Origin of the sequence: Nocardioides eburneus (assembly GCF_040838215.1) — a bacterium.
Classification (GTDB): domain Bacteria; phylum Actinomycetota; class Actinomycetes; order Propionibacteriales; family Nocardioidaceae; genus Nocardioides; species Nocardioides eburneus.
On the sequence record NZ_JBFPJR010000001.1, the window covers coordinates 14,981 to 29,361 of the forward strand.

The 14,381-nt window shown below is 71.8% G+C and carries 13 protein-coding genes; 3 read left to right on the top strand and 10 right to left on the bottom strand.

Annotation, left to right across the window (positions count from 1 at the left end; all coding sequences use genetic code 11):
• Positions 1–2 precede the first annotated feature (2 nt).
• Positions 3–1,247, bottom strand: coding sequence for a M24 family metallopeptidase (locus AB3X52_RS00065; protein ID WP_367990517.1), 1,245 nt, complete (start codon positions 1,245–1,247; stop codon positions 3–5).
• Positions 1,247–2,236, bottom strand: coding sequence for an NAD(P)-dependent oxidoreductase (locus tag AB3X52_RS00070; RefSeq protein WP_367990519.1), 990 nt, complete (start codon positions 2,234–2,236; stop codon positions 1,247–1,249). Before AB3X52_RS00070 ends, AB3X52_RS00065 begins: the two co-directional genes overlap by 1 nt.
• 142 nt (positions 2,237–2,378) lie before the next feature.
• Between AB3X52_RS00070 and AB3X52_RS00075 the strand changes: the two genes are divergently transcribed.
• Positions 2,379–3,395 (top strand): LacI family DNA-binding transcriptional regulator, encoded by a 1,017-nt coding sequence (locus tag AB3X52_RS00075; RefSeq protein ID WP_367990521.1) that lies wholly within the window; start codon positions 2,379–2,381, stop codon positions 3,393–3,395.
• Between the two features lie 6 nt (positions 3,396–3,401).
• Here the strand turns inward: AB3X52_RS00075 and AB3X52_RS00080 are convergent, their stop codons facing one another.
• Together AB3X52_RS00080 and AB3X52_RS00085 are read right to left on the bottom strand one after the other, a co-directional pair.
• On the bottom strand, positions 3,402–4,625 hold the full coding sequence (locus tag AB3X52_RS00080) for a fatty acid desaturase family protein (RefSeq protein ID WP_367990523.1): 1,224 nt from the start codon (positions 4,623–4,625) through the stop codon (positions 3,402–3,404).
• A 92-nt stretch (positions 4,626–4,717) separates the two neighbouring features.
• Entirely contained in the window at positions 4,718–5,911 is a 1,194-nt protein-coding gene (locus AB3X52_RS00085) for a ferredoxin reductase (RefSeq protein WP_367990525.1), read from the bottom strand.
• Positions 5,912–6,007: 96 nt separating this feature from the next.
• On the opposite strand from AB3X52_RS00085, the gene AB3X52_RS00090 reads away from it, so the two are divergent.
• Positions 6,008–7,171, top strand: a complete 1,164-nt coding sequence (locus AB3X52_RS00090) for a PucR family transcriptional regulator (protein ID WP_367990527.1) — start codon at positions 6,008–6,010, stop codon at positions 7,169–7,171.
• A gap of 208 nt (positions 7,172–7,379) precedes the next feature.
• Here the strand turns inward: AB3X52_RS00090 and nagB are convergent, their stop codons facing one another.
• Genes nagB through AB3X52_RS00110 form a run of 4 tightly spaced genes read right to left on the bottom strand, consistent with a single transcriptional unit; the run spans position 7,380 to position 11,623 of the window.
• Positions 7,380–8,177, bottom strand: a complete 798-nt coding sequence (nagB, locus tag AB3X52_RS00095; RefSeq protein ID WP_367990529.1) for a glucosamine-6-phosphate deaminase — start codon at positions 8,175–8,177, stop codon at positions 7,380–7,382.
• 9 nt (positions 8,178–8,186) lie between these two features.
• Positions 8,187–9,107 carry an ROK family protein gene (locus AB3X52_RS00100; protein WP_367990531.1) on the bottom strand — a complete coding sequence of 307 codons (921 nt, stop codon included), beginning with the start codon at positions 9,105–9,107 and terminating at the stop codon, positions 8,187–8,189.
• On the bottom strand, positions 9,104–10,585 hold the full coding sequence (locus tag AB3X52_RS00105; protein ID WP_367990533.1) for a glycoside hydrolase family 3 N-terminal domain-containing protein: 1,482 nt from the start codon (positions 10,583–10,585) through the stop codon (positions 9,104–9,106). Before AB3X52_RS00105 ends, AB3X52_RS00100 begins: the two co-directional genes overlap by 4 nt.
• 39 nt (positions 10,586–10,624) lie before the next feature.
• Positions 10,625–11,623, bottom strand: a complete 999-nt coding sequence (locus AB3X52_RS00110; RefSeq protein WP_367990535.1) for a cation diffusion facilitator family transporter — start codon at positions 11,621–11,623, stop codon at positions 10,625–10,627.
• A gap of 84 nt (positions 11,624–11,707) precedes the next feature.
• On the opposite strand from AB3X52_RS00110, the gene AB3X52_RS00115 reads away from it, so the two are divergent.
• Positions 11,708–12,595, top strand: coding sequence for an SGNH/GDSL hydrolase family protein (locus AB3X52_RS00115; RefSeq protein ID WP_367990537.1), 888 nt, complete (start codon positions 11,708–11,710; stop codon positions 12,593–12,595).
• Between the two features lie 171 nt (positions 12,596–12,766).
• Here AB3X52_RS00115 and AB3X52_RS00120 read toward each other — a convergent pair whose 3' ends face one another.
• Both AB3X52_RS00120 and AB3X52_RS00125 read right to left on the bottom strand, forming a co-directional pair.
• On the bottom strand, positions 12,767–13,291 hold the full coding sequence (locus tag AB3X52_RS00120; protein WP_367990539.1) for an RNA polymerase sigma factor: 525 nt from the start codon (positions 13,289–13,291) through the stop codon (positions 12,767–12,769).
• A 5-nt stretch (positions 13,292–13,296) separates the two neighbouring features.
• A complete protein-coding gene (locus AB3X52_RS00125; RefSeq protein WP_367990541.1) occupies positions 13,297–14,121 on the bottom strand; it encodes a hypothetical protein in 825 nt (274 codons plus the stop codon).
• Positions 14,122–14,381: the final 260 nt, after the last annotated feature.

The following is a 14,381-nucleotide window of genomic DNA, read 5'->3' on the forward strand; positions in this document are numbered from 1 at the left end:
GATCAGTAGGGGTTGGCGACGACGAGCTCCTGCGCCGGGAACAGGGTGAGGACCTTCGGACCGTCCTCGGTCACGACGATCTCCTCCTCGATCCGGGCCGCGGAGAAGCCGTCGGAGGCCGGGCAGTAGGTCTCCAGGGCGAAGACCATCCCGACCTGGAGCTCGATCGGCTCCTTCATCGAGTTGAGCCGGGAGATGATCGGCCGCTCGTGCAGCCCGAGGCCGAGACCGTGGGCGAACTGCAGACCGAAGGCCTCCATCTCGCTCTCGAAGCCGAACTCCTCGGCCTTGGGCAGCAGGGCGGCGACCTCGTCGGTCCCGACGCCGGCCTTGATGCCGTCGATCCCTCGGTCCATCCACTCCCGCGCGCGCTGGTAGGCGTCGCGCTGCGCCGGCGTGGCGCTGCCGACCGCGAAGGTGCGGTAGTAGCAGGTGCGGTAGCCGTTGTAGGAGTGGATGATGTCGAAGAACGCCTGCTCGCCCGGGCGGATGATGCGGTCGGTGAAGTTGTGCGGATGCGGGTTGCACCGCTCTCCGGAGATCGCGTTGACCGCCTCGACTTGGTCGGAGCCGAGGTCGTAGAGCCGCTGGTTGGCATGGGCGACGATCTGGTTCTCCCGGACGCCGGGCTTCAGCATCTCGTAGATGTCCTGGTAGACGCCGTCCACCATCGCCACCGCCTGGGTGAGCAGCATGATCTCGTCGGGGTTCTTGATCACCCGCGCGTCGAGCATGTGCTGCTGCGCGTCGACGACGCGGAGCCCCTGCCGCTCCATCTCGAAGAGGAACGGCGGCTCGACGATGTCGATGCCGACGGGCATGTCGGCGACGCCGGCCTCGACGAGCAGCGACTTGATCTCGGCCACGGCGTCGGCCATCAGCCCGACGGTCGGAGCGACCGCCCCGCGGAAGCCGAGGAAGCCGGCGCGGTAGTTGTCGGTCGGCGTCCAGCGCGAGTAGAGCTTGTGATGCTTCACCGCGGAGCCGAAGTCCCAGAGCAGCGGCTCCTTCGCGCCACGGGTCAGCAGGGCGTAGCGGATCATCTTGTCGCCCAGCGCCCCGCCGATCCAGGTCTGGGTCGTGTAGCGGATGTTGTAGAAGTCGAAGAGCAGGAAGGCGCCGCACTCGCTCGCCTCGAGGGCCTGCTGGGCGCGGCCGAGCCGGTAGCGGCGCAGCCGGTCGAAGTCGACCCGCTCCTCGTAGTCGACCCCCATGTGGCCCGGGGCGGGCAGAGGTCGGGAACTCATCAGACGCCGTCCGCTGCGCTCAGCCCGTCGTCGACGGCGACCCCTTCGGGCTTGAGCGTGATGCCGGAGTTCATCGCCTGCAGCTCGAGCAGGATCGCGAAGTCCTCCTCGTTGCGGCCCTGGCTGACGCTCGCCTGCACCGCGGCCGCCGTGGTCGAGACGACGGGCATCGGGACGTCGAGGTCGTGGCCGGCGGCGAGACCGAGATCGAAGTCCTTACGCAGCAGGATCGGGGTGAAGGTCGGGGTGAAGTCGAGGTTGACGAACGCCGGCGACTTGTAGCGGGTGAAGGTCGACCCCATCACCGAGTTGTTGAGGAACTCCAAGAACGCGTTGCGTGGCACGCCACCCTTCTCGCAGAGCACGGTGATCTCCGCCATGCACTGGGTGACGACGCCGAGCATCAGGTTGTGCGCGATCTTCACCAGCCGGGAGACATCGCCCTCACCGACGTACGTCGCGCCCTTGCCGAGCCCCTCGAGCAGATGGCGGACTCGGTCGAAGGCCTCCTCCGGCCCCGAGACCACGAGCGAGAGACCGCCGGCTTTCACCACCTTGCCGTTGCCGCTCACCGGGGACGCGAGGAAGGAGATGCCACGCGCCGTGCAGGCCTCACGCATCGCGGCCGAGGAGTCCACCGACACGGTCGAGCAGTCGACGACGATGCCCGGCTGCTCGTCCCCGACCAGGAGACCGCCCTCGCCGAGGAGCACCTGCTCGAGATCGGCCGGCGTCGAGACCATCGTGAAGACGACGTCGTGGCCGCGAAGATCGGCGATCGACTCGGCGACCTGACAGCCGTGCTCCGTCAACGCCTCGGCCTTCTGCCGGGTGCGGTTCCACACCGTGACGTCGTGACCGGCACGGGAGAGTCGGGAGGCCATCGCCGCGCCCATCCGGCCGGCGCCGATCCAGCCGATCCGCAGCGGCTCTCCGGAGCCTACGGTGCCGGCGTGCTCGGTGGTGGCGGTGTTGTCTGGCTTGTCCATGTGCGCCTGCCTCTGTGGGTCGTGTCAGGGAGGGCGTGTGCCCGTTTCTGCAAACGTGTGCAGCGTGCCTCATCGCGCAAGCATGTGTCAAGAGTCACATCATGACCGCAAACGAATGCAGCGGTGCCGTAGGATCCGGCACGTGCAGACTCCGACGCTCCGGGACGTCGCCGACGCCGCCGGCGTACACCCCGCCACCGCGTCGCGCGCGCTCAACCCGGCGACGCGGGGACTGGTCAACGCCGAGACGGCCAAGCGCGTCATCAAGGTGGCCGACTCACTCGGCTACCGCCCGAACCCGATCGCCCGCGGACTCAAGACGGCGAAGTCCGGCACGGTCGGGATCGTCATCCCCGACCTCACCAACCCGCTCTTCCCGCCGATCCTGCGTGGCATCGAGGACGTCCTCGAGCCGGCGGGCTACTCCGGCCTGATCGTCAGCACCGACAACGACTCCGACCGCGAGCGCACCCTCATCGAGTCGCTCCGCTCCCGCCAGGTCGAGGGCCTGGTCGTCGCGACGGCGCTGCTCGACCACCCGCTGCTCGAGCAGCTCCACCGCGAAGGCGTGCGGATGGTGATGGTCAACCGCCGCCCGCGCGACCTCGACGTCAGCTCGGTGACACCGGACGACGCGTTGGGCATCGAGCTCGCCGTACGCCACCTGGTCGAGCTCGGCCACACACGCATCGCCCACCTCGCCGGACCGTCCAGCACCTCGACCGGCGTCGCGCGCGCGAAGGCGTTCCGCAACGCGGTGCGCGATCTGGGGCTGACCGACGAGCCGGCGCTCGCCCGGGAGTGCGCGGCCTGGACGGAGGAGGCCGGCGCCGCCGCACTCCGCGACCTGCGCGCCGCGGGTGCCGACTTCACCGCGGTGGTCGCCAGCAACGACCTGATCGCCCTGGGCTGCTACGACGTGCTGGCCGAGTGTGGGCTGCACGCACCCGACGACCTCAGCGTCGTCGGGTTCAACGGCATGCCGTTCCTCGACAAGCTGGCACCGCCGCTGACCACGGTCACGATCGCCCACCACCGGCTCGGCGGGGAGGCGGCCCGGCTGCTGCTCGAGGCCATCACCGAGCCGGACCGGCCGGCGCGCTCGGTGCTGCTGCCGCCGACCCTGGTGGTGCGTGCGTCGACGGCAGCGCCGCGCTGACCTGGGTCAGGCCGGCTGGGCGCTCGCGGCCGCCTCGAGCTCCTTGAGGATGCGCCGCCGGCTGCGGGCGTCACCGCGCGCGGCGGTGTAGAGCTTCTTGAGCTGCGAGGGCAGGTTGCGGCGGTTTGTCGTCTCGAGCCAGCCGTTGGGGAACGAGAGCCGCAGCACCTTGTGCCAGGCCGACGCGACCTGCTTCGGCAGCGGCGCGGAGTGGTAGTTGAGGCCGTACTTCTCGAAGAGCGCCTGCACCTTGGGTGCGATCTCGGCGTACCGGTTCGAGGGCAAGTCCGGGAAGATGTGGTGCTCGATCTGGTGCGACAGGTTGCCCGTCATGATGTGCATCAGCTTGGAGCCGGAGATGTTGGCCGAGCCGAGCATCTGGCGCAGGTACCACTCCCCGCGGGTCTCCTTCTCCGGGATCGCCGCGAGCTCGAACGTCTCGACGCCCTCGGGGAAGTGGCCGCACATGATGACCGCGTGGCTCCACACGTTGCGGACGAAGTTCGCAGTGACGTTGGCGGCGAACGTGGTCAGGAAGGACGGGCCGGAGAGCAGCGGGTGGACGACGTAGTCCTTCGTCGCCTGCTTGCGAATCTTCTGCAGCGTCCTCTTGAGCTCCTCGTGGAACCTCGCCGGGCGGCGCTCCTTCGGCATCTTGAGGTACTTGCCGAGCTCGACGTCGTACATCGCGATGCCGTACTCGAAGATGCACATGTTCACGAAGTTCTTCAACGGCTGGTAGAGACAGGACGGCGTCCAGGGCTGGTCCTCGTCGACCCGCATGACGCCCCAGCCGAGGTCGTTGTCCTTGCCGACGATGTTGGTGTAGGTGTGGTGCTCCTCGTTGTGGCTGCGCTTCCAGCCCTCGGCCGTCGACGCGCTGTCCCACTCCCAGGTCGTCGAGTGGATCTTCGGGTCGCGCATCCAGTCCCACTGGCCGTGGAGGATGTTGTGACCGATCTCCATGTTGTCGAGGATCTTGGCCACCGACAGGCCGGCGGTGCCGAGGATCCACGCCGGCGGGAAAAGGCTCGCGAGCAGGACAGCGCGGCTGCCGAGCTCGAGCGAGCGCTGCACCTTGATGACCCTCCGGATGTAGGCCGCATCGGACTCACCGCGCGTGTCGATCACCTGCTGGCGGATCGCGTCCAGCTCGCGGCCGAGCTGCTCGACGTCCTCCGGGGTCAGGTGGCCGACCGGGGTCTCCGGCTTCTTGGTCATCGCGGTCATGGACTTCCCTCCGATGTGCTGGGTCGTGCGGGGTGATGCGTGGGGTGATGCGTGGTGGTCTGCGACGCGGGGCTCGCGCCTCGAGCACCGGGTCAGTGGTCGATGGTGCACTCGCCGGCGGCGGCGCTGATGCAGGTCTGGATGGGGACGCCGTCGGGGCCGGTCTCGCCCGGAGTCGCGATGGTCACCTCGCCGTTGCGGAGGTCGCGGACGGCGCCCTCCTTCAGCGGGACCACGCAGCCGAAGCAGATGCCCATCCGGCAGCCGCTCGGCATCAGAACGCCGGCGGCCTCGGCGACGTCGAGGATCGGGGTGTCGCCGGGCGAGTCGAGCGTCGTACCGCCGCCGGTCGGGCCTGCGAAGGCCACCGTCCCGCCCTCACCGGCCACGACGCGCTCGGTGCGGAACCGCTCGGTCTGCAGCGGCAGGCCGTGACGGTCGTGATGCTCCTCGAGCGCCTCGAGCAGCCCCGCCGGGCCACAGGCGTACGTCGCCCGCTCGGCCAGGTCGGGCACGAGATCGCCGAGCTGGTCGGTGTCGAGCCGTCCGTGGACGTCGGTGTAGCGCGACACCAGGCGGATCGCGCCGGCCGCGTCGAGTTGCTCCAGGTTGCGGATGAAGATCGACGACGGTCGGCTGGGCGCGACGTGGACCACGACGACGTCGAGACGCGCGCTGCGCGCCAGGCGTACGACGCCCTCGTCCGTGACGGGGAAGAGGTTGCGCAGCATCCCGATGACCGGGGTGACACCGGATCCGGCCGTGACGAAGAGCAGCTTGGCGCCGTCGCGGTGGAGGTCGCCCGGCAGCACGAAGTCGCCGGCCGCCTGCTCGAGGTGGACGAGCGTGCCGGGGCGCGCACGGTGGACCAGGTGGGTGCTCACGACGCCGCCGGGGACGGCCTTCACGGTGATCGAGATGTGGCCGTCGGCGCGCGGACCATGGGTGAGCGAGTAGGCGCGCCACTGGCGGACGCCGTCGACGTCGATGCCGACCCGGACGTACTGTCCCGGCGTGTGACCGGCCCAGTCGGCGCCCGGCTTGATGAGGATGGTCGCGGCGTCCGTGGTCTCCGGAGTCACCTTGACGATCCGGCCGCGCAGGTCGGCGCCCGGCCGCAACGGCCGGAAGAGGTCGAGGTAGTCGCCGGGGACGAACGGCGTCGTCGCCGCCTCCGCGACCTTCCAGAGCCGCTCGCGCAGCACCTTGCCGAGCGCGCTCGCGCCCGCGCCGGAGGTCGACACGGGAAGGCCGAAGCGGCCGGAGGGCATGGGCAGGGAGACCATGACATCGAGCCTGCTACACGTCAGACGTAAACTCCTGTGCTGACGACGTGAAACTCGGCGTCACATTTGTTCGCTGGAGACAGAAACGGAGCGGTGATGGCTCGGCGCGCTGCCCGACTCGCGACCTACGACGTCCAGCTGAGTCCCGAGATCCTCGCCCGGATGCGGGAGATCCTGCCACGTGTCGGCGAGGACGTCGTCGCCTCCATCATCGCCGAGGTCCCGAGCTATCAGGACGCGCTGGCCGGACCGATGGGCGAGACGATCCGGACCGCCGTACGCGTCGCGCTCGGCGGCTTCCTCTCGATCGTGTCCGGCCGCACCGCCGACGTGCCCGCCGCGACGCCGCCCGCCCTCGAGGGCGCCTACGAGCTCGGCCGCGGCGAGGCCCGCAGCGGGCGTACGACGGAAGCGCTCCTCGCGGCCTACCGCATCGGCGCGCGGGTGGCGTGGCGGGAGCTGTCCACCACCGCCGTGAAGGGCGGGATGAAGCCGGAGGCGATGGTGGAGTTCGCGGCGCTCGTCTTCGCCTGGATCGACGAGGTCTCCGATGCCTCCGCCGCCGGCCACGCCGACGAGCTCGCCACCACCGGCCGGGTGCAGCGCCAGCTCATGGAGCGGCTCGCCCGGCGGCTGCTGTCGGGCGCCCCGGCGGACGTGCTCGACGACGCCGCGGAGCGGGCCGACTGGGCGACACCGACGACGCTCTCCGCCGTACTCCTCCCCAAGGCGCAGATCGGTCCCGTCCTCGCCCAGGTCTCCCCGGCCACTCTCGTGCTCGAGGACCCGCCCGACCTCGAGGACCTCACGCTGCTGCTCGTGCCCGACGCCCACGGCCACCGCCGCCGCGTCCTGCTGCGCACGCTGGAGGGCCGCGGCGCGACCACAGGCCCCGCGAAGCCGTGGCGCGAGGCACGAGTCTCCTTCGAGCGCGCCCGCCGCGCGCGGCTCGCGGGGCTCGGCAGCGACACCGAGCAGCATCTCGTCGAGCTCGTCCTCTCCGCCGACCCCGAGGCCCGCGCCGACCTACGCGCCCAGGTCCTCGCGCCGCTCGCCGACCTCCGGCCCGCCACCGCCGAGAAGCTCACCGAGACGCTCCGCTCCTGGCTGCTCCACCAGGGCCGCCGGGACGAGGTCGCCGCCGACCTCTTCGTCCACCCCCAGACCGTCCGCTACCGGATGGGCCAGCTCCGCGACGTGTACGGCGACCGCCTCGACGACCCCGCCACGCTCCTCGCCCTCACCGTCGCCCTCGGGTGAGCGCGAGATGCGCCTTGTGACCGGGCGAGATGCGCCTTTGTAGCCGCCCGAGATGCGCCTTGTGACCGGGCGAGATGCGCCTTGTAGCCGCCCGAGATGCGCGTTATGGCTCGTGGCTCGCGGTCACAACCAACATCTCGGCGAGCCACAACCAACATCTCGGCGAGCCACAACCGACATCTCGCGCGGCCCGAACCGACATCTCGGCTCAGAGCACCTGCCAAGCGGGCTTGACGGCGTACACGTGCCGGTAGTGGTCGCGGCGGACGAGGCGGGCGGCGGCGGGCTCGTCGAGGAGGATCGAGGCGTGCGGGTGGAGCTGCAGGACGCTGGCGGGGCACGAGGCGGAGAGCGGCCCCTCGACGGCCGCGGCGACGGCCTCCGCCTTGCCCTCGCCGGTGGCGAGCAGGAGCAGGTGGCGGGCCCGGAGGATGGTGCCGAGGCCCTGGGTGAGGACGTGCTGGGGCACGGCGTCAGGTGAGCCGAAGAACCGCGCGTTGTCGCGTCGGGTCTCCTCGGTCAGGGTCTTGAGCCGCGTCCTCGAGCCGAGCGAGGAGCCCGGCTCATTGAAGGCGAGGTGGCCGTCGGAGCCGATGCCCAGGACCTGCAGGTCGATCCCGCCGGCAGCCTCGATCTCCGCCTCGTAGCGCTCCCCCGCCTCCGGGAGCCCGTCCGGGCTCGGGTCGGGGCCGTGCACCTGCTCGGGGGCGAGGCCGAGCGCGTCGGTCAGGTCGCGGCGGATGGTCGTGAGGTAGCTCTGCTCGTGACCGGCCGGCAGGCCGACGTACTCGTCGAGGTTGAAGGTCTGCACGCCGGCGTACGACGGTCCGGTGCCGGCCCGGTGGCGCGCGACCAGCTCGGCGTACGTCGGCAGCGGGCTGGACCCCGTGGCGAGCCCGAGCACGGCGGGCCGCTCCGTGCCGGTCCGGCGCCGGACGAGCGCCTCGACGGTGTCGGCGGCGAGGCGGGCGACGTCAGCGGCGGTGGCGAGCGGGACTACTTCCATGGCAGCCCCTCAGCGGGGCGTCCTTCCGAGTCGGGCCGCCCCGAGGGCGGCGACGGGGCGGTCGGGCGGCACGAGGCGGAGCCGCGCCGCGAGGTCGAGGGAGGCGAGGAACGGCGACTCCGCCGCCTGCGCGCGGAGCGCCGCTCCGACCGCCGTCAGGAGGGGCTCTCCGACCTGGGCCACGCCACCGCCGAGGACGACGAGGCGCGGGTCGACGGCCAGCCCGAGGACGCGTACGCCGGCGGCGACCCCCGCCGCGAACCGATCCCGCACGGCAACGGCCCGAGCGTCACCGGCCGCGGAGGCGGCGAAGACCGCCGCGGCCGCATGCCCCTCCTCGACCGGCCAGGCGCGTTCCAGGGCGCGGCCGCTCGCCACCAGTTCGAGGCAGCCGTGCTGACCGCACTGGCACCGCTCCCGCTCCACGCCGAACCCGCCGAGCGGCAGATGGCCGACCTCGCCCGCGGCGCCGGCGATGCCGCGGCGGAGCCGCCCGTCGAGCACGACCCCGGCGGCGAGCCCCGTGCCGAGGCCGAGATAGACCAGGTCGGCGACGCCCTCGACCAGCCGCGCGCCGAGGGTGGCCGCGTTGACGTCGTTCTCGACGACGACCGGCACGCCGAGACGGTCGGCGAGGAGGTCGGCGAGCGGGTACCACTCCCCATGGAGTCCGAGGTTGACCGCATGCTTCACCGTCCCTCGCCGGGGATCGACGATGCCGGGGATGCCGACGCCGATCGGGGCACTGACCTGCCGGCCGGTCCGGGCCCGCAGGGCCTCGACGACGGCGGCCGCGCCACGCGCCACACCGTCCGGACCGAGCGCGGTCGCCACCCGTTCCCGGGCGAGGACGTCGCCGTCCGCGGTGACCGCGACGCCGAGGATCTTGCTGCCGCCGATGTCGAGGCCGACGTCCACCGGGGCGGTCAACGGCCCCAGCCCGCCGCGCGCAGGGCCTCGGTCACGGCCACGGCGCCGGGGCGCGACCAGCCGTGCGGACAGATCCGGCCGCCGTCGTACGCCCCGGGCCAGCCCCACTCCACCACGACCGCGGGCGCGAGCGCGGCGAGCAGCGCCCCGACCTCGGGACGACGGTGGGCGTCGCGGACCTGGACGATCAGCGGCCGCCCCTCGGCCTGAGCGGCGGTAACGGCCGGCGGGGGCTCCTCACCGACCCGCGCGATCGCGTCCGGCTCGAGACCCCACGGCACCTCCCCTACGGCGACGTTCGCCGTCGTCGGGACCGTCACGACCATCGCACCCTGCAGGTCGGGCAGCGTCCCCTCGATCCTCAGCGCGCGCCGTGCGCCAGCCACCTGGGCGGGGTCGAGGGCGGCATTTCCCCGGCTGACCGGGGAAATGGTCACGTGTCGGGGAGAATCTCCCCTGACATCCCGCCAGGTTCCCTGACAGGTCTCGACCCGTCCCGCCGCCTCCTCGAGCCGCTCGCGAGCCAGCCGTCCGTCCGCGACCGCGGCGACGATCGCCGCCTGGATCTCCCGGACGAGCGCGGCAGGCTTCGCGGGGCCGACGCAGAGCAGGTCGGCGCCCGCGACCAGCGAGAGCACCGCTGCCTCCGGGATCCCCCGCCCACCGGATGCACCCGCCATGTCGAGGGCGTCGGAGACGATCACCCCACGGAACCCCAGCCGCTCCCGGAGCAGCCCGAGGACCGGCGCGGAGAGGGTGCCCGGAAGGTCCGGGTCCAGAGCGGGTACGACGATGTGGCCGGTCATCACCGCGGCGACACCCGCCTCCACAGCGGCGGCGAACGGCACCAGCTCACGCTCCGCCATCACCGCGAGCGGGACATCCAGGGTGGGCAGCTCCAGGTGGCTGTCCTGCCCGGTGTCGCCGTGGCCGGGGAAGTGCTTCGCGCACGCCGCGACGCCCGCGGACCGCAGCCCCTCGACCCAGGCGGCGACGTGGGCGGCCGCCGGGGCCGCGTCGGCGGAGAACGACCGGGTGCCGATGACCGGGTTGTCGGGGTTGCTGTTGACGTCCGCGACCGGCGCGAGGTCGAGGTCGATGCCCGCAGCGGCGAGGTCGAGCCCCACCGCCCGGCCGGTCGCCCGTGTCAGGCCCAGGTCGTCCACCGCGCCGAGCGCGGCGGGTCCCAGCACCGGCGAGCCCTGGGCGGCGTGGAGCCGGGTCACGTCGCCGCCCTCCTCGTCCACCGCCACGACCGCTCCCGGCCGGACGGCGTGGATCGCGTCGGTCAGCGCCCGGACCGACGCCGGCCCCGCCGCGGTGTTGGTGCCGAACAGGCAGATCCCGCCCAGTCCCTCGGCGAGCAGCGCGGCGTAGTCGGCCGGCAGCGTCGTGCCCCGAAACGACGGCATCAGCACGCCCAGCGCCAGCGTGGCCACGTCCCGCTGCTGGGTGGCGAGGACGGTCGCCGTGGGCATGCGGCTAGTTCATCCGGCGCGCGCATCCGCGTCAAGGGCTCACTGTGGCGGCACGGAGTCGGCGGTGAGCGCCGGTTCGTCCGGCGGCGCCGGGGTGAGGACGGCGTCCTCGATCAGCTCAGAGCGCTCGATATCGGCCTCGACCCGTCGGAAGCGGAGCGCGAGGTGGCCCTCGGTGTCGTCGCCGACCAGGTCGACGGCGGCCACCACGAAGAGCCGGCTGGGGCCGACGTACTCCACGTGGAGGTAGGTGATCCGGTCGATCTGCGGGTGCGAGAGGAGGATGCGGAGCACCTCCTGATACATCGCCGGGCTCAGCCCGACACCGAGCAGGTAGGCCATGTTGCGGCGCATCAGGAACACCGCGACCACACCGAGGAGCAGTCCCACCGCGATCGAGCCGCAGGCGTCGTACGCCGGCTGCCCGGTCAGTTGGTGGAGCCCGATGCCCGCCCCGGCCAGGACCAGGCCGAGGAGCGCCGAGGAGTCCTCGAAGAAGACGGCACGGAGGGTGGAGTCGGAGGTGCGGGAGACGTATCGGATCGGGTGGAGCCCGATCAGCCGCGCCTTGCCGTGGACCTGCCTCAGCGCCTGCAGGAACGACGACCCCTCGAGCACGAAGGCGATCCCCAGGATCACGTAGTTGACCGTGAAGCTGCCCGCGTCCTCGCCGCCGGAGCGCAGGGCACTGATGCCGTGCCACACCGAGACGACCGCGCCGGCGGAGAAGAGCCCGAAGGCGGCGACGAGCGACCAGATGTAGGTCGACCGGCCGTAGCCCCGCGGGTGCGTCGCGTCGCGTGGGCGACGGCCGGAGCGTTCGGCGATGACGAGGAAGACCTCGTTGCCGGTGTCGGACCAGGAGTGGGCGGCCTCGGCGACCATCGCCGCCGACCCGGTCACGACGGCGGCGACGCTCTTCGCGATCGCGAGCAGCGCGTTGGCCGTCAGGGCGACGAGGACGGTGAGCGTCGACTCGCCGCCCTTGCCGCTCTGGTCGCGCGCCTCCTGCTCATAGACCGTGGCCTGCTCCGCCATGACGCGACGGTACCCATCCGGACCCCTCCCGCCGCTTCTGCCGTTCGGCCACGGTGTTTCGCCGCGCCGCCTACCGTGGCTGACATGCGCCGCCTCGCCGTCCTCGCCGCGACCGCCCTCAGCGCCGCGGTCCTGCTCGCGGGCTGCGCGGGGACGGCGGCGCCCGGGCCCTCGCAGCCGTCCGGGCCGGCTACGTCGGGCGGGGCGGCCGGGCTGACGACGTACGTCGCCCTCGGCGACTCCTACTCCGCCGCCCCCGGCAACCCGACCACCTCGACCGCGGGCGGGTGCGTGCGCTCCGACCACGACTACCCGCACCTCGTCGCCGCCCGGCTCGGCATCCCGAAGCTCGTCGACGTCACCTGCTCAGGCGCGCAGACGAAGGACTTCACCGGCCGTCAGCAGCCGTACGACGGCAGCGATCCGGTCGCGCCGCAACTGGACGCGGTCACCTCCTCGGCCGACCTGGTGACGGTCAGCATCGGTGGCAACGACCTCAACCTGGTCGGGCTGCTCTACGACTGCGGGACGATGACGCAGTCGACGACGACCGGGTCGCCGTGTGCCGACAAGTACGCCTCCGACGTCGACAGCGGGGTGCCCGAGGTGCGTCAGCGGGTCGTGGCGGCGGTCGGCGCCGTACGCCGCAAGGCGCCGCACGCCCGGATCCTCGTCGTCGGCTATCCGCAGCCGTTCCCCACCGGTCACACCTGCCGCGCGCTGCCGCTCACGACCGGCGACTCCGCCTTCGCGGCCTCGATCATGGACCGGCTCAACCAGATGCTCGAGGCCGCCGCGAAGGCGGCGAGCGCGACGTACGTCGATGTCGCCTCTCCCAGCCGCGGCCACGACATCTGCTCCGCCACTCCGTGGATCGACGGCGCTGAGGCCACCGACGATGCCCAGCCTCTCCACCCGTTCCCGCGCGAGCAGGCCGCCGTCGCCGGGCTCATCGCCGATGCGCTGGGCTGAGGCGGCCGCACGGGCAGGCCACTCTTCGATCCTCACCTCGGAGGGTTCCTCGACCAGGCGGCATCCACCGGGGATCTCGGCGACGCGACGGGAGCGCGGCGAGAACTGAGGTTCCTCTTCTTCGCCGTCAAGCCCGCTGAGCCGGGATCCGGTCGGCCAGCACGGTGAGTCCTATCGCGGTATCGCGGTCGTCGTGACCAACGCCGCTAACTCAGGATCTTGCGCCAAGCGGGTGCGAGCGCGGTGTAGGCGGACTCGAGCCGTGCCTGGCTTGAGCCCGGTCGCGACAGCGGCCTCGGTGATCGAGAGCTGCTCCCACTCGGTGAGTTGGATGAGCTCGCGGTCGATCTCAGCCAACCGCATCAGCGCGGCACGAACGGTGGCCCCGACGCTCTGCTCGGGCTCGTGGGGCGGTTGGCTCGCCAGGAGGGCCGCCCCCACCTCGGCGGCAGCATCACGGGACGTCTGACGGCTGTGGCTGAGCAGCAGGCGCCGTGCCATCCCGAAGAGCCACGCACGTCGCAGCCACTCCGCGGGAAGTTTGTCGCGCTTCTCCCACGCCAGCACGTACACGTCCGCGAGCAGGTCCGGCGCCTCGTCGCCGACGCGTCGCCGGAGAAACCCCAGCACCTCCGGCGACGTACGGCGATAGAGCGCCTCGAAGGCCTCCGCAGTGACAGTCGCCGGTCCCGTCATGGCCGTCACGGTGTCGGGACTGCCTGCGGCAGGTCCGGCATCAGGGCAGGGATGCAGAAAACGTTCTCGGCCAGCGCGGAACCGAGTGCGTCGACGTCACCGGCATTGATGTCCTTCTGGACCAGCCTGAGGAAACCGAACCGGCTGCTGTCGTCGGCCTTCTGCGGCGGCGACCCATCCTTGAAGTGGACGATCGTGGTGCGCATGACAAGCTCCGTGTCGAGTGCCCGGACAGCCGGCCACGTGCCGGCTCGCCTGAGCTCATCGGCGGCGGCCTTGGCTGCCGCGTCGTCACCATCGGCGACCGCCGCCGCCCAGGCATTGGACCACGAGCAGATAGCGTCGTTGGCGACGAACCCACGCAAGGCACCGGTCGTCACCACGCCCGGGCCCTTCAGGTCATCGATCTGGAACTGCGCCGAGATCGAGCGTGCCTTCTCGGACGGGAACGGGATGTCCGCCGTCCCCTTCAGCACCACCGTGGGGAAGTCCTCACCCTTGGGCTTGAGAAACTCGCCGGGGCCGCCCTGCTTGATGTCGTGGCCGCTGGCGTACCTGCCGGTGTGAGCACTGAACACGCCAGTCGCTGCGGCAGCGGCGGTGCCGCCGCCGGCCAGCACCGCGGACGCCGCCACGATCGCCACCGCACGCCTGCGCCCGCGACCCCTCGGCGCGTTGTCGATCCGGCGAGCGACCTGGTCCCAGGTTGCGTCCAGGTCGACCTCGTCGGCCGCTGCATCGGTGGCGGCAGCCTCCATCAGCGCGCTGTGCGCCTCGGTCCAATCCCCAGCCTTCATGGTTCCTCCATCGACAGTCGTGCTCTCACCCATGTAATGCCAGCGCGTTACACGCCGCGGGAGTCTCGCTGCCTACATGACCAGCACGAGGCCACGTCGAAGGCTCAATGTCCGGCGTCTCAATGTCCGGCGTCTCAGGCAAGGCGGTCCGGACCCTCCTGAGGTGGCCGGCCGCCCGGCTGGCGCCGTTGTACGGACCCGCGCCGGTCAAGTCCGCCAGCTGGGCAAGACAGTTGAACGACCGTCCGACAGGACGTCAGTCGGCGCACCTGAGCCGCGACCCCCGAGGCTCT